The following is a 15,442-nucleotide window of genomic DNA, read 5'->3' on the forward strand; positions in this document are numbered from 1 at the left end:
CATGGCCATTCTGCTGTGAGGGCATCCCTGACGCCCCCAAACCTTTTGGATTGGCGCGATTATATCACATCTAACGCAACCTTTTCTTCGCGGCTGCGTATGTTATACTGAAAGACAAATGATGGAAAGGTTATTCGATGAATTCAGCACCGATCAGGATGATAGCTGTAGTACAGAGGACGTGATCTACGTTCACGGCATTTACGCCGTGAACGTTATTGTTTGGTCGGCTTAGGAGGAAGTAGGGAGGAAGTATGTCTGTTCCATTAGGAATTGTACTGGGCTTACTGGCGTGGTTCATCGTTCGCTACATCGCTTTTAGTTTTTACACCGTCGATCAGAATGAGCGGGCAGTAAAGACCATCTTTGGGCGGGCTGAGCGATTACCTGGCCCTCCTGTGGATGATCCGTTCACCGAGTACCTCCGCCCTGAAGAGCGTGAACGTTATCGCTACCCACAAGTACGGGTTATTCCGCCTGGTGGGCCGTATTTCAAGTGGCCGTGGGAAAAGATCTACAAGGTCTCAATTGCCACGCAGACCATTAACATGGCGCTTGATCTAGAAGACCCACGGGCCAACCAGGGTGGGACGGTGCTCGAGGCAGTAACGAAGGATCAGCTTAATGTTGGCTTAAAGGGCCAGATTCGTTACCGTGTCTCCGAGCGACATCTGTATGCTTATCTGTTTGGGGTTAAAAATCCGGTTGTGCACGTGATGGGCTACTTTATCTCGATCTTGCGCGAACGGATCGCCAATTTTGCCGCACCGGCAACCGAAACCGGGCAATTGAGCACAAGTGTAGGTGAGGGCGCCGAGATGAGTGGTGTCTCGATCAACGATCTACGTAAGAACCTGCGCGATCTCAACGAACTCATGGATCGCGAGTGCCTCTCCTCGGCGGCGCGCTATGGAATCATTCTTGACGCATCACTTATCACCGAAATCGATGCCCCGCCAGAAGTAGAGTCGGCAATGGCAGCGATCAACACGGCACATAACCAGGTTTCATCAGACATTAGCCTGGCGCAAGCGGCCGCCGATCAAAAGATCGTCCAGTCGAAACGGGCGGTTGAAATTGAGACGCTCAAGGCACAGGCCGAAGTCGAGCCACTACTGGCACTTGCCGAACAGCTCTACGCACTTAAGAAGAGTGGCTCAGACGCCCTCAGTGCGTATCTGCGTAATGTGCGGCTTGGTCTCTACCAACAGGCTGAGCGGGTTATTATGGAGGTGGAGCAATGACATTCCTGATCTCTACGCTGTTTGTTGCCACGATTACGTTTATCGCTGCCTTTATTCTGGCGCCGACCTTCTTTGGCCTGCTGCGGTTATTCGGCTTTTACACCATTGTCCAGGAGGGTACCTGCCACGTGTATACCCTCTTCGGTAGCGTGGTCGGTGTCCTGCGTGAGCCAGGATTGGTCATTCTTCCCCTCCATCTGGGAGTGAACGCCTTTCTCATCAGCTTCTTTGGGCGTCGCTACGTGATCGATATGCGTCTCGACCAGCGCTACCTGCGTAGCCAGCCCGTGAATTCGGAAGAGGGCGCTCCGATGGGTATCGGTGTCTGGTACGAGATGTCGATTAGTGATCCGGTGGCTTACCTGTTTAAGAATGCCGATCCGCAAGGCTCACTGGCGGCTAATGTCAGCAATGCAGTCGTGCGCACATTAAGCAATATGCCGTTGGCTCAGATGTTGGAAAACCGTCATGCGATGAGTCAGGCGGTGCGGGCGGAGGTGTCGCCAAAAGCCTCTGAGTGGGGATACCGGCTAGGATCGGTGTACATTCGGAAAGTGCATTTCCGTGATCGCAATATGATCCGCCAGATTGAGGCTAAGGTTGTGAACCGTTTGCGCCAGGTGACATCGGCAATCTTGCAAGACGGCGCCAACCGGGTAAGCGTTATCACCAGCACTGCCGAGCGCCAGGCTGCTATCGAGTTTGCCCGCGCAAAGGCCGTTCGTCCGAAGATTTTAGGTCAAGCCCTGGCTCGTATTGGAGCCGACCCTGAAGTGCGCGATGCCCTCTTTACGATCCTCGAAGTGCAGAACTTGACCGAGAGCAAAGCTAGAGTCACCCTCGTGCCAGCCCAAACCGACCAGCGTGTTATGTCAGCGCTTATGGCAGTACAAAATAACCGACAGTAGCTGTTAAAATAGTTGATTACCGGTGCTGCCCGTCACGTTGCCAGATGGCGGGCAGCAATTATATGTAGTCATCGCTTATTGCCTCCCGTCTGGCGAGATGATCCTCGTTTGATACAGTATGACGTATCACTGAATCGATAGGTTACATCTCTTGTTGTTGCCTGCTCTGTTCCGCCTGCATAGCGAGTGCCCGTAATTGCTCAAAGAGCTCGATATTTAGCAGGACGGCTGATGGATACCCTTTCTGGGTAATCACAATCGGCTGTCCACTCACCTTTGCCCGTCGGATCAAGGCAGCAAGACTGGCTGCCGCCTGTGAAATCGGTACCACACCTCCCTGCAAGTCAATGTTGATTGCACGTGTCATGTTTGTACCCCTTTAAATAAGTGCCATTTACAGTGTGATTGCATTGTAGCACGCTGCACTCAACCTGCATAGATCAAAAATAAAGATTTGGTTGCCGATAGTAGTCTTTTTCAACGCTTATATTTCTGTCCGAATGATTTGCTGTGGTTGTTTGCCTCATACCTTATGTCATTGAATCCGGTCTTCAAGAATTGTAGACAGAGCTTTAACAGTTTGCCAATGTCGTTCTAACAATGATTTGCTAAGGTATAACCAGGCTCGAATGAGAGCACAACCAGTAAAAATACGAGGAGGTAAGGAGGACGACTATGACGAACCTGACCCGTTGGGATCCGTTCCGCGAGATGACGCAACTGCTCGATGACACCTTCTTCACCGGTTTCACCGGTGTGATGCCCCGCAGTGGGAGCCTGGTACCGGCACTTGATCTGAGCGAGACCGCTGATGCCTATCACGTGGAGATGGCGGTACCTGGCATGACTGCTGATCAACTGAACATTACGTTTGAGAACAATGTCCTGACGATCAGCGGTGAGATTACGCAGAGCAGCGATCGCAAGGATCGTCAGTATCATGTCACCGAGCGTCGCTATGGTCGCTTCAGCCGCAGCATCCGCCTGCCCAATCAGATTCATCCGGATCGGATTGAGGCTCGGCTTGAGAATGGCGTGTTGACGGTCACGATACCGAAGGCTGAAGAGATCAAGCCGCGCAAGATTGCTGTCAATGTTGCTCAATAGTCGTTGTCCTGATATTGCCGGTTGAGCATGTAGCGTGCAGGAAACAATCTTCCTGCACGCTGTTATTCTTTTTGACCTCCTCACCCTCTCCCCGCTTCCACCGGGTAAAAGGAAGCGAGAGATGGGAGGGAGTTCCTCCCACTATTCCTTTTTTCTGTTTCCTATCTTCTCGATTCTCTTTTCTCGCCTTCCTCTCCCATTCACGTAATCGGGTACAATAACGATATACCCACGGTTCAATGATAAAGATGGCAATGGATGCCCGATTGTATGTGTAGCGAGAGGGAGATGGCATGAACGAAATTGATGACGATCTGTTGCAACGAGCACACTACTGGATGCGCCTCACTCGTGCGCTCGATGACCGAGGTACCTTCTTGCATAAGCAGAGCAAGATTGTCGGTGGTTATTTTTCACAAATTGGGCACGAAGCGCTTAGTGTTGCAGCAGCGCTCAGCCTTGGGCCGCACGATATTATTGCCCCAATGCACCGTGATCTGGGTGCGTATTTAGTGCGGGGGCTGACCCCACGACGCATCCTGGCTCAATGGCTGGGCCGCGAGACTGGTGTCACTCGTGGGCGCGATGCGAATCTTCACGGTATGGGTGACTTGAGTCTGGGCATTATCGGCTTTATCAGCCATCTACCGGCCTCTACCGGTGTGATTGCCGGTGTCGCCCATGCTATCAAACTGAAGGGTGAACCACGGGTTGCAATGTGCTTTTTCGGCGATGGGAGTGCCTCACAGGGGTTGGCTCACGAAGCGATGAATTGGGCCAGTGTTTTTAAGTTGCCGATGGTGATTATTTGCGAAAATAATCAGTACGCATATTCAACGCCGTTGAGTCGTCAGATGGCGATTGAACATATTGCACAGCGGGCAGCCGGCTATGGGATGCCAGGAGTGATCGTTGACGGGAATGACTTTGTTGCCGTCTATCGCGCAGCACGTGAGGCAGTAGAACGGGCGCGGGCCGGTGGCGGGCCGACATTTATCGAATGTAAAACGATGCGTATGCGCGGTCATGCGATTCACGATAATATGGCTTATGTTCCCAAAGAACTTCTTGCTGAATGGGAAGCACGTGATCCCATTGCCCGGATCGAAGAGGTGTTGCGAGCACGTGGATTACTTGATGATGCAACATTAGCTGCACTCCTGGCGCGGATCGAAGCTGAACTCGATGAAGCCCAGGCCTTTGCCGAAGCGTCACCGTACCCTGATCCGGCAACTCTTACTGATGGTGTCTACGCTTAAGCTATGCACAGGAGGAAGATGATGACCTGGGATCAAGGCCTACATAAAACAACGACCGTGCTCAATGGCGAACAGGGCACACGCGAATTGACTTACCTGGAAGCGATCCGAGCTGCGCTTCGCTTTGAGATGCAACGCGATGCGCGAGTGTTGTTGATGGGAGAGGATATTGGTGTGTACGGTGGTGCGTTTAAGGTGACGCAGGGGCTGATCGAGGAATTTGGCGAGGATCGGGTTATTGATACCCCGATGACCGAACTGGCCATGTTGTACGCAGCGATTGGTATGTCGTTTGAAGGTTTTCGACCGGTTGTAGAGATGCAGTTTGCCGATTTTATCTCGACCGGTTTTGATGCAATAGTACAGTTTGCGGCTACCAATCATTTCCGATGGCGTCAACCGGTGCCGATTACCGTGCGTGCTCCTGGGGGTGGTGGTTTGCGCGCTGGCCCGTTTCATTCTCAGTCAAATGAGGCATGGTTTGTGCACACGCCTGGTCTAAAAGTTGTCGCACCGGCTACCCCTGCCGATGCCTATGGGCTGTTACTGAGTGCGATCCGCGACCCGAATCCGGTTATCTACTATGAGACAAAGTATTTATATCGTTCACTCAAGGGTCTGGTACCCGAAGGTGATGTACCTGTTCCAATCGGTCAGGCTGTGGTGCGTCGCAGTGGTGAAGAGCTTAGTATTATCGCCTACGGTGCGATGGTACAAGAGGCGTTAAGTGCAGCAACCGTGCTCGAACAGGATGGTCATAGCATCGAGGTGCTCGATCTGCGCACGCTGAAACCACTTGATGAAACGGCGATCCTGGCAACGGCACGTAAGACCGGTAAGGTCTTGATCGTTCACGAAGCCAATCGCACCTGTGGTGTGGGTGGCGAGGTTGCGGCAATTATTGTTGAACAGGCCTTCGAATATCTTGATGCGCCAATTACGCGCTTGGCCGCTCCCGATACACCGGTACCCTACAGCCCACCACTCGAAGATGCGTATCGGCCAAATGCGGCCAAAATTCTGGCCGCAGCACGCGAGTTGCTGGCGTATTAAGAGTCTATCCGAAATATCTCGTTCCAGAACATAACGGTCAGCTCCCCATGTGGGAGAGTAAAGAGGCTGGAGGGAAGGTGAAAGACCTTTCACTATTGTTGATGTGCTTCTTGTTGGCAGTTGGAACCGAGTCGGCTATAATCTATCCATCCTGGTAAAGGCTTGCACCTGATGGAGGTGTCATGAATCGGACATTAACCACCAACGAGACATTAGCACAGGCCGTTCTACCACGAAGGGGTTGGCTAGCTTATCCCCTCGTCGCCGACACATTACTTGTTGTTCTGGGGAGTCTGTTTGTCGCCTTAACTGCGCAGATCCGCATTTCACTCTTACCGTTCTCACCAGTACCGATTACCGGTCAAACATTGGGGGTTGTTCTGGTCGGAAGTCTCCTTGGTCCACGCCTAGGATTAATGGCGCTCCTCTTGTATCTGTTGGAAGGCGCAATCGGACTTCCCTTCTTTGCCGGTGGTGCTGGCGGATATAATCACCTGTTCGGCGCTACTGGTGGCTATCTAATCTCGTTCCCAATAGCAGCGACAATTACCGGCTGGCTGGCGGCACGTGGTTGGGATCGTCGTTTTCTGAGTGCAGTGGCCTCGATGGTATTGGCCAATCTGGTGATCTATCTGATTGGTGCAACCTGGCTGGCTTTCTTTATCGGGGCAGAGAATGCCCTGACAAAGGGTGTTCTTCCTTTCTTGATCGGTGATGCAATCAAGATTGTGCTGGCTGCCGCTGTCTTGCCTGGTGGCTGGCAGGTGTTAAAGTGGCTCCGTGGGCGAGCGTGAATGTAAAAGCAAAGAGGGTGAATAAGGGGTAGGCGCCAACCTACCCCTTCTTACTGAGAGCGTATCTGAACCAGCAACTGTCGCTACACTGATAGAGTCGGGTTCCCCATCCACAGGCCTGGCGTAAGGTTACAGCAGGTGTTTCCATACGAATGAAGCGGTTCATTGCTCTCGGCGTTGGTCATCAGGACAATCCATGTGCGATATAACGATGCGACGCACTATCTCAACTACCGCAACACGCTGGTCACATCGTGTTCTGCCCATCACCAGGTGTCACATAACGACGCGGCATTCAGATAGGCTCTTATTCGGAATGACCCTACTCTTCCGGGAGACACTGTGTACACACCCTAAACGGAATCCCGTTCTCGTTCACAACCCGTACATTATCGCGTGTCCCACAATACCGACACACCGATAAGTTCTCGATCTCATCAGCTCGCCATAACTGCGGTGTTTGACTTAGCTCCATCGGAGTTTCGGTAGATAGAACACCGATCCGGACACAGACCGCGGCGGGGAAGATGTCAGCGACCCGGGCAGCCAGATGGTAGTGGTACGAGTAGACTTCATCGCCAATCATAACGCCGCGTAAACGGGGATGCGATTGAATCTTCATAGTCGTGCCAATCGATCCATCAAGCGTTGCAGCTCTTCGACTGATAGTGCAAACGCTTCATCATCCGCAAACATTAGTTCGTCAAGAACCTCGCGAATAACTTCCTCTTCAGCGGCTGGTACGATCAGTTCTTCCTGTTCGAGGCTGTAGAAACGGTCGAATGCCCAGTCTGCCAACTGTGCAATTGACAACCGTCCGGCTAAATGTTCGGCAATCGCTGCGATTAAATCATCACTGGTGAGCTGCATACAATCTCTCGCCGATAATATGCACTATATGTCTGGCATCCAAACTTCATGGTACCACACATGTCTGGCAAACACTGTCTGTTTCCCTCAGTATTAACTCAACGCATCTTCACACTGATCGCGAAAACCACATTTACGGCAGCGTGCAGCATCTTCGTGATCACGGGCAACATCGGTTGCTCGTAACAGGTCATGCATTTCGCTCAGGGTCGTCAGTACTTCAGCACGCACGGCTGCTGTATAAGGTAATCGAAACGTTGCTTCAGCGTAGCGCAGCAGACCATACGGTGGGGCCGTACCGGTAGTTTCCTCGATCAAGACAAGGTAAGCAGCCAACTGCATTAGATCAGACCGGTACGGCTGCTGTGCGTAGCGATTAGGTTTCACTTCAACCGGTATCAGGTCCGACCCGCGTTGCAGCACATAATCCGGTTTGCCGGTCAAGCCCAGGCGTGCACTATAAAGCGGACGAGCCAACGTGCGAGCTTCACTGACATCCTGGCTCACCACTCTGACCCAGGGTAAACCGCTACGCTGCCGCAAGATAAAGGCCAGTACAAATATCCCGATGGCACCCAGAATCAGCGCAATCCCTAGCGCTACCATCAGCTTGCCCAGATAATCAGGCCAACGCCGCTGATCAGCAAGCCCAATCCGATCCAGAGGAGACGTTGGCTCGTTGCTACTAACCATCCATGCCGGATGTGAGCGATTGTGCCGAGTTCACGACGCTCGACACCGGTCGGCTTGAGGCCAACGACCCGGCGTAGCCACCACGACCGCGCACAATAGTAGTATTCACCCAATTCACTGGCTCGAATGACATCCATCAGCGACCAAAGATTGGTGTTCCCTGTACTGCGTTCAACACGTCATTGACCGTTAATAGCACCATCAAGCCCATCAGGGCCATAAACCCGAAAGCGTGTACCAGCGCCTCTTTTTCAGGCGGCAGTTTCTTACCACGTATCCATTCAATCAGCGCAAAGAGAATGTGACTCCCATCAAGGGCTGGAATCGGTAACAGGTTCAGAATAAAGAGATTAAGACTCAGTACTGCCGTCAGCGACCAAAATGAAATGAAGCCATCGGGTTGTCGGATCACCTCGCCAGTTGCCCGTGCAATCCCAACCGGACCAAGTGGCTCGCCGGTTGGAGGTGGTGTAGGGCTGAACAGACCGGCCAAAGCAGCCGGTAGCTCGCCTAGCATCATCACCATGCGTCCGGTCAGTTCGACACTGTGCATAAAGCCGACGCCAATCGCAGCAATTGGGTTAACCCGCTGATTAACCACCGCAGCACCATAACTGAACCCAAAACCGGCGCTGAACTCACGGCCATCAGGAGCTGTCCATGGGCCTGGAGTTACCGTTAACGTGACTTCAACACCATCACGAATAACTACTGCTTCGATAGCACTTCCTACACGGCGCTGAGCTATCTCACGGATGGTGTTTTCATTGCTAATGGACTGACCATCGAGCCGGATCAGCTCATCACCAGCTTGAAACCCAGCGATTGCCGCCGGCGTGCCGGGATACACATTACTGATCTGCATGCGACCGGTTGGAGTAGGCACACCGACGGTCGCAAAGAGCACGGAAAAGATTACTACCGCCAGAACAAAATTCATCAACGGGCCGGCCAGCATCACCGGAATTTTGCGCCAGGGTGGTGCAGTAGCCAGACTTCCGGTACCGTACACGGCATCTTTCTCGCCATCCATTCCGGCAAAGCGAACAAAACCGCCTAGAGGCAGCCAGTTCAGCGTGTACTTAATCCCGTTCCGCTCGAAGAGGACCAGCGCCCGCGGGGGAAAGCCGATCCCAAACTCTTCAACCTTAATGCCCATGCGTAAACCCATCCACAGATGGCCCAGCTCGTGAACGAATACGAGCAGACTGAGCATTAGGAGAAAGACGAGAACGGTCAATAACGGATCGAAAATAGTACCTGTAACCTGTTGCCAGATGTTATTTGCAGTTGTCATGAGCATAGCACGCTCCAATAGGGCTGGGTAGAGTAATGGCGGCGACGAGCAGGTAGCTCGTCGCCGCTCGTATGCAAGAGTAGTGTACCGGATTGAAGCGGCTGAGTCAAGGGAAACCCAAGCAGAGTCAGGGCTTATCAACTCTCTAATACATACCCAACCAAACCAGGCCACGGTCTGGGCGTGCGGAGGCTGCCCGATGTTCATCAGGAATGTAACGGAAGCCTTGCCGACGAATGATGTTCATCGCCACGCAGCGGATGGCGTGGAGCGGCCAGCCAACCGTTCGCGCATGAGTGTGGTCTTCCTGATACGTCACGTCTCACACCCAACACCCAGCGCACGTTCGGCCAGCCACATTCCTGCTCCAGAGCGGTCCGCATCGCGTCATCGGCTTCCACCCACCATGTTCACCACGGGGGAGATACGCCCTTGACGGCGATGGTGATGCGGTATTTCCCGCAGAGAGGCGTGCAACCCGTTGTGTTGCTCGTCGCTCATCGCTCCCTCCTCCGATCCGAGTTCAGCCTCTCTGTTTACCACAATGTCGGAGAATTGATAAGTCCTGAAGCAGAGTGCGGAGAGAGAGAAAAGCGCGAAAAGAACCGGGTTCCGAATCTATTCACAACGTGTGCGAGTGGTGCAGTTTCTCGTTCCACCGCTGGTCTGGAGCAAGCTCGCGTTATCCTGTCAATCTTGCCCATCAGTGCATCGTAGAGGTGGGTTTCAAACCCGCCTACGATGGTGTATTTATGCACCAATGCACACTGCACGATAATCGGCGTCGAACGTTCCGGCAACGATAGGTTGAGGCAGCCAACTAGGGTTGTCGCTTGAGATAGATATTCTCGAAACCAATTCCACCGCTGGTCTGGAGCAAGCTTGCGTTATCCTGTCAATCTTGCCCATCAATGCATCGTAGAGGCGGGTTTCAAACCCGCCTACGATGGTGTATTTATGCACCAATGCACACTGCACGATAATCGGCGTCGAACGTTCCGGCAACGATAGGTTGAGGCAGCCAACTATGGTTGTCGCTTGGGATAGATATTCTCGAAACCAATTCCACCGCTGGTCTGGAGCAAGCTTGCGTTATCCTGTCAATCTTGCCCATCAATGCATCGTAGAGGCGGGTTTCAAACCCGCCTACGATGGTGTATTTATGCACCAATGCACACTGCACGATAATCGGCGTCGAACGTTCCGGCAACGATAGGTTGAGGCAGCCAACTATGGTTGTCGCTTGAGATAGATATTCTCAAAACCAATTCCACCGCTGGTCTGGAGCAAGCTCGCGTTATCCTGTCAATCTTGCCCATCAATGCATCGTAGAGGCGGGTTTCAAACCCGCCTACGATGGTGTATTTATGCACCAATGCACACTGCACGATAATCGGCGTCGAACGTTCCGGCAACAATAGGTTGAGGCAGCCAACTAGGGTTGTCGCTTGAGATAGATATTCTCAAAACCAATTCCACCGCTGGTCTGGAGCAAGCTTGCGTTATCCTGTCAATCTTGCCCATCAATGCATCGTAGAGGCGGGTTTCAAACCCGCCTACGATGGTGTATTTATGCACCAATGCACACTGCACGATAATCGGCGTCGAACGTTCCGGCAACGATAGGTTGAGGCAGCCAACTATGGTTGTCGCTTGGGATAGATATTCTCGAAACCAATTCCACCGCTGGTCTGGAGCAAGCTTGCGTTATCCTGTCAATCTTGCCCATCAATGCATCGTAGAGGCGGGTTTCAAACCCGCCTACGATGGTGTATTTATGCACCAATGCACACTGCACGATAATCGGCGTCGAACGTTCCGGCAACGATAGGTTGAGGCAGCCAACTATGGTTGTCGCTTGAGATAGATATTCTCAAAACCAACGTTGAACGTTGCTATGCCGCCACTGATCGTTGGTGTTATCGGGTTGCCGTCTCGACTATACGCTGCTATCACAGCGCTGGCCGGTAATGAAATCTGCCGGGTTGTGTGATCAACCGACCAGATCACATCGAGCACAAAGCCGTTACCGCTAAATCGGTAGGCTTCGATCCCACTGCCGTAGCCGGTGAATGATTGTGGAGGTATGCGTACTTCATTCAATCGTTCGATCGCGACTTTCATTGCGGTGAATGCCGGACGCGGCTGTTGAGTAGCATCCAGTAAGGCAGTTTGGCTCCAACCAGGTCCTTGCAGGGTATACCAGATGTACGACTCTACACCAGCGGCTATTGCCCGCATCGACGAGCGAATCAAATGGTTGGCTTTTGCCTGCTCGAAGACCGAAGAGGCTGCTGCACATGAGCCAGAAATAGACGTATAACGGTCATCACAGCGCAGACCGGTTTCATTGAGAAAGAGTGGCTTATTAATACCGTAGCGTTGCATTACCTCACGTAAGAACATAATCTTGCCAAGGGTTGCACCGCCACGTGACAGCCAGACCCCACCAAAGGTTTGAGCATCCTTATCGAAGTCAATATGCGCACTATTCATACCAATCCGTTCAAAAAAGGTTGGGTAAGTATGAAAGGCCAGTATATCAAAATAAGGGCCAGCACCAGCACGGAGTGCACCTTCCAGGAAATTAAACGGCTTACCATCGGTGTTGGTTGGTCGGTTTTCCGGTCGTGCTAGCAACAAACCACCAAAAACTACCTTTGCTCCTGGATCGGCAGCTCGAATGTGCGGTGTGACCCTCATTAACATTCGACCGTAGCGCTCGCCACCGTAGTATTCATCCTCGATAACTCCCCAGCAACCGAAGGGAAAGTTTTCGCCAACTAATCTGGGATCAACGTCTGGTTCATTACCCAGTTCCCAGTAGCGCACAAGGTACGGATACTGGCTATACTTTGCAACCACTGCTCGCACAAATGCTGCGAACTCATCGTGGTACTCGTCGAGTATAGCTGCACAGATATGATTACTTCCAGTGGCCCACGATGGGTGATCGTCAATAACGGCCATGACCTGCAACCCAAGCTGATTCGCAGCTAATACCTCTTGCTCGAATTGTTGGAAGCTGGTGGCATTCCAGTTGATCGGACTGGTGGCGGTTGGTTGCGCCTCTCGCCAGCTCAGCGTATTCAAACGCACCCAGTGCGCATTAAGGTTGGCAGCTTGAGTTTTGACGTCCGAATTGTAAAGCCAGCCAGTATTTGTCTCAAAGCCAAACGGTCGGATCGTGTTTGTCGCAACCAGGGGGAGGTAGATGGTGGAAATGCTTGTTGAAGGCTGTGCTGTTACGGGTAACACAACGACGATAAGCCATACTGCAAGCAAGACGAGAAGACGATGGCGGTGCAATGAATTCCTCCTTTCAATGTTTTCAAGGCTGATAGTGAATAGCAGGTAACCAGGTTGTCAGACAAGTCTGCTGCTGTTCGACGCTATACGAATTGCTCCCTTCGAGCACTACTCGAATGCGACCATCATCATGCTGCTCAACCATAGAACTACGACCGCTAGACGATCAGATTTCAATGCCGTTTGAGGTGATAATTAAGGAGTTGACGGTAGTAGCCATAGGATGTCTCAAGTGTGTGATAGTGTTGGTATTGTCACTTCACGGAGTTCGCGCTTCGTTCCATCCCATGATACGCATAGTAAACCAGACGGCAAGGGAATAGTTCCAGTAACCGGTTAAACTTCTTAGCAAACTGGTTCTATTGCAAACGAGTTATTTATGCTCCGTTGGACGAGACTGATCAAGCTTATTGAAGATCGGGCTAAGCTGCTCGGATAAGCTGTTTTTCACCGTTTCACTCAACCGTTTGTGGATTCTAAACAAACGTTGTTTCAACCAATAGATGGTTACAATCCAGGCAGGAAAACTAGATAGAATGATAATCCAATCTGCTTGTTGTTGGGTAAACAGGCTATAGATATGAGGCTCTAATATCAGTGTTGAATATGTTAACAACATGTATCCAAAAGCTCCCAGAGTGTAAAATTTCAGAAATCGAAAATCTCTGCTTAAGATAGCAAATGGTACAAGCCACATAAGATATTGTATAGAAAATGCGTGAGTCCCGGCAAAGAAAGCAAGAAGTATCGTTAGAACTCCTTCGTGTGGCATCTCGCTTCTTGCGCGAATTATCCAAACCAAGCCAAGGATGCCGAGTGTTAAGTACCGACCATTCTCAATGAACAACAAAAATAAAAAGCTGAGATTAGGATTAAGAACCGCAATCATACGAATAATAGAAGTGTAACCCCATACTCCCACGCCGTGGTTATATCCGAGAGCACGGGTAAGAACATCTACTAAATTTGATGGAAATAGGATTACATATAGGATAACACCAGTGAGAGGAATTGTGAAGGTAGCACAAAGAAAATAAAATTTCTTTCTCCAACCACTGATGCTCTTTACTAAAGAAAAGATAGCTAATACCGGCCAGCTTTTATCAAGAATTCCCAATCCATGCCAAAAACCCGCTATTAGTGGTGAACGATCAAGCCAATAGATTGCAAGTAAGATGCATAGAGTGGGAATAGCATCGAACTGGCCATGGTATGCAGACACAAAGATAGCTATAGGATTTAGAGCATACAGCAAACCACTATGAAGAGCGATCTCGGTTTGATTACTTCGATGAAAGTACCTAAATAATATTATCGCTATTCCCACGTCTGCCATTATGGGGGCCTGTTTCACAACTTTTACTAATGAAAGTTGGAAGTGTTCAGAGAACCACACTGAAAAGGCCATCCAGTACATTTGTAGTGGTAAGTATGGATAACGCTTAACAAGGTCAGGATGACTGTAGACATCTCCGCCCTGCAAAATGACACTACCTACCATGCGATATGAATCGATATCATACATTGCCCCCATAGGTAACAGAATGCAGGGTATTTGCCTGGATATGAAAGCAAGAGAAGCGATCAATAGACAAGCTGTTAGCGGTGACAGTTTCTGTTTCTGCACAATAGGCCAAAATTGGAAATATGCCAGGAGTATAACTATAGCCCAAAGCACGCTTATGAGAAGAGACATGCTCATGGTGACAACTCCGCAATCATAATATCTTTAAGTAGAAAAACAGTGTCTAAAACGTCTGTAGTCTCAGAGCGAAGCAATGAAACGGCTTCCATTCAGTGTGTCATTTCTACTTGAATACCTATCAGTAAGATGCCGTTCATCTGCGGGTATCTTTCTCCCAGGTGGTAGATTGATCGCCTTGTGTGCACGTAGGCTCTACGGAACGGACTACTCGCTGCTTTCATGTATTCCCACCTTCACCCCCCTACTTCCGCCAACCAGCTCATCATTTCCTTAAAATAGTGTTCGCGCACCGGTTTGGCAGAGAGTGCCAGATCGTGGATGCCTCCTTCAATGGCAACCATAGTCACATCGTCGCCCAGTTTTGGACCATCACGACGCATATGGGCAACATCGAGCACAACGTCAGCCCGTTGAACCTCGGGGTTACCGGCTACCGGCCAGGCAGAGCGTGCCGAATGGGCAATGAAAATCGGACAGCGGATGCCGAGGCCGCGCCGCAGGCGTCGTTGGGCTAACAAGATGGCTCGTGCTGTTCCGGCACGCATTGGAATTCCGTTGACCGGCTTCCAGCGCTGGTCGAATTCCCATTCACCACCCGTACCACGGTAAATGCTCTCGCCATACACTGAAGAGAGCTTGCCAACTATTCGCGAGGGCTGAATACGACCGATAAGCATCACCAGCGGGATTGATGCCCGTGTCAGGCGATCAATGAAAAAATCAAAGAATGGGCTATTGAGCGCAAGAGCACTAATCCGATCACGGCGTTGGCCTTCAGCAGCGTAGAGTGCGGTAACTAACCCACCAGCCGAATGACCGTGCAGTACGATCCAAGGTCGCTGCTGCTCAGCATCGATCACGGTGATGGCGGCGTCGAGAAATGGATAAAAATCGGCGATATTGCGGTAAAAACAGGGAATCTGTCCCGGATCGGTCGCTCGTCCGTGACCGGGGAGATCTATCGCGTAGAACGCATAACCATGGTCACGGAAGACATCGGCAAGGTGAGCTTGAAAAAAGTAGTCAGAATATCCGTGCACGTAGAGAACAGCTCTCCCTTGTACTGGTGGATTACTCTGGCGGATCAGCACAGCTCGACCACTGACCAGGTTGATTGATCGTACTTCAAAACCGGATAGCACAATATCAGGAACCCATTGCTGTTGGATATCAATCGCTGTAGTCATTTCCTGATCCTGTTTA

The 15,442-nt window shown here is 51.2% G+C and carries 16 protein-coding genes; 6 read left to right on the forward strand and 10 right to left on the reverse strand.

The annotated features are described in order from the left end of the window. Nucleotides 1-254: 254 nt before the first annotated feature. Together QTO31_RS07990 and QTO31_RS07995 are read left to right on the forward strand one after the other, a co-directional pair. Nucleotides 255-1,244 (forward strand): SPFH domain-containing protein, encoded by a 990-nt coding sequence (locus QTO31_RS07990; protein ID WP_301428673.1) that lies wholly within the window; start codon nt 255-257, stop codon nt 1,242-1,244. Continuing rightward, a complete protein-coding gene (locus QTO31_RS07995) occupies nt 1,241-2,152 on the forward strand; it encodes an SPFH domain-containing protein (protein ID WP_301428674.1) in 912 nt (303 codons plus the stop codon). Before QTO31_RS07990 ends, QTO31_RS07995 begins: the two co-directional genes overlap by 4 nt. Nucleotides 2,153-2,294: 142 nt before the next feature. Here the strand turns inward: QTO31_RS07995 and QTO31_RS08000 are convergent, their stop codons facing one another. Further along, nucleotides 2,295-2,519 (reverse strand): type II toxin-antitoxin system prevent-host-death family antitoxin, encoded by a 225-nt coding sequence (locus tag QTO31_RS08000; protein WP_031459995.1) that lies wholly within the window; start codon nt 2,517-2,519, stop codon nt 2,295-2,297. Nucleotides 2,520-2,827: 308 nt separating this feature from the next. Between QTO31_RS08000 and QTO31_RS08005 the strand changes: the two genes are divergently transcribed. The 4 genes from QTO31_RS08005 to QTO31_RS08020 all read left to right on the forward strand — a co-directional run bounded on the left by QTO31_RS08005 (nt 2,828) and on the right by QTO31_RS08020 (nt 6,365). Next, entirely contained in the window at nt 2,828-3,259 is a 432-nt protein-coding gene (locus QTO31_RS08005; RefSeq protein ID WP_031459996.1) for an Hsp20/alpha crystallin family protein, read from the forward strand. Between the two features lie 293 nt (nt 3,260-3,552). Then, on the forward strand, nt 3,553-4,518 hold the full coding sequence (locus QTO31_RS08010) for a thiamine pyrophosphate-dependent dehydrogenase E1 component subunit alpha (RefSeq protein WP_031459997.1): 966 nt from the start codon (nt 3,553-3,555) through the stop codon (nt 4,516-4,518). A 21-nt stretch (nt 4,519-4,539) separates the two neighbouring features. Next, nucleotides 4,540-5,571, forward strand: a complete 1,032-nt coding sequence (locus tag QTO31_RS08015) for an alpha-ketoacid dehydrogenase subunit beta (protein WP_031459998.1) — start codon at nt 4,540-4,542, stop codon at nt 5,569-5,571. Between the two features lie 182 nt (nt 5,572-5,753). Then, nucleotides 5,754-6,365 (forward strand): biotin transporter BioY, encoded by a 612-nt coding sequence (locus tag QTO31_RS08020; protein ID WP_301428675.1) that lies wholly within the window; start codon nt 5,754-5,756, stop codon nt 6,363-6,365. A 322-nt stretch (nt 6,366-6,687) separates the two neighbouring features. Here QTO31_RS08020 and QTO31_RS08025 read toward each other — a convergent pair whose 3' ends face one another. The 9 genes from QTO31_RS08025 to QTO31_RS08065 all read right to left on the reverse strand — a co-directional run bounded on the left by QTO31_RS08025 (nt 6,688) and on the right by QTO31_RS08065 (nt 15,426). Beyond that, a complete protein-coding gene (locus QTO31_RS08025; protein ID WP_031460000.1) occupies nt 6,688-6,987 on the reverse strand; it encodes a hypothetical protein in 300 nt (99 codons plus the stop codon). Further along, nucleotides 6,984-7,235: a hypothetical protein gene (locus QTO31_RS08030; RefSeq protein ID WP_031460001.1), complete on the reverse strand. Its 252-nt coding sequence runs from the start codon at nt 7,233-7,235 to the stop codon at nt 6,984-6,986. The genes QTO31_RS08025 and QTO31_RS08030 overlap by 4 nt, the downstream gene beginning before the upstream one ends. A 93-nt stretch (nt 7,236-7,328) precedes the next feature. Then, nucleotides 7,329-7,841 carry a CRISPR-associated protein Cas4 gene (cas4, locus tag QTO31_RS08035; protein ID WP_301428676.1) on the reverse strand — a complete coding sequence of 171 codons (513 nt, stop codon included), beginning with the start codon at nt 7,839-7,841 and terminating at the stop codon, nt 7,329-7,331. Next, nucleotides 7,841-8,065, reverse strand: a complete 225-nt coding sequence (locus tag QTO31_RS08040; protein ID WP_301428677.1) for a hypothetical protein — start codon at nt 8,063-8,065, stop codon at nt 7,841-7,843. The genes cas4 and QTO31_RS08040 overlap by 1 nt, the downstream gene beginning before the upstream one ends. Continuing rightward, a complete protein-coding gene (locus tag QTO31_RS08045) occupies nt 8,065-9,231 on the reverse strand; it encodes a M50 family metallopeptidase (RefSeq protein ID WP_031460004.1) in 1,167 nt (388 codons plus the stop codon). The genes QTO31_RS08040 and QTO31_RS08045 overlap by 1 nt, the downstream gene beginning before the upstream one ends. 1,839 nt (nt 9,232-11,070) lie before the next feature. After that, nucleotides 11,071-12,534 (reverse strand): cellulase family glycosylhydrolase, encoded by a 1,464-nt coding sequence (locus QTO31_RS08050; protein ID WP_301428678.1) that lies wholly within the window; start codon nt 12,532-12,534, stop codon nt 11,071-11,073. A 22-nt stretch (nt 12,535-12,556) separates the two neighbouring features. Continuing rightward, entirely contained in the window at nt 12,557-12,679 is a 123-nt protein-coding gene (locus QTO31_RS08055) for a hypothetical protein (protein ID WP_301428680.1), read from the reverse strand. Between the two features lie 228 nt (nt 12,680-12,907). Continuing rightward, complete coding sequence (locus QTO31_RS08060) at nt 12,908-14,059, reverse strand: glycosyltransferase family 87 protein (protein WP_301428681.1); 1,152 nt, start codon at nt 14,057-14,059, stop codon at nt 12,908-12,910. A gap of 413 nt (nt 14,060-14,472) precedes the next feature. Continuing rightward, the gene (locus tag QTO31_RS08065) at nt 14,473-15,426 is read right to left on the reverse strand and encodes an alpha/beta hydrolase (RefSeq protein ID WP_301428682.1); all 954 of its coding nucleotides are present in this window, start codon (nt 15,424-15,426) and stop codon (nt 14,473-14,475) included. Nucleotides 15,427-15,442 lie beyond the last annotated feature (16 nt).

The organism is Chloroflexus sp. MS-CIW-1, assembly GCF_030444705.1.
Taxonomy (GTDB): Bacteria; Chloroflexota; Chloroflexia; order Chloroflexales; family Chloroflexaceae; genus Chloroflexus.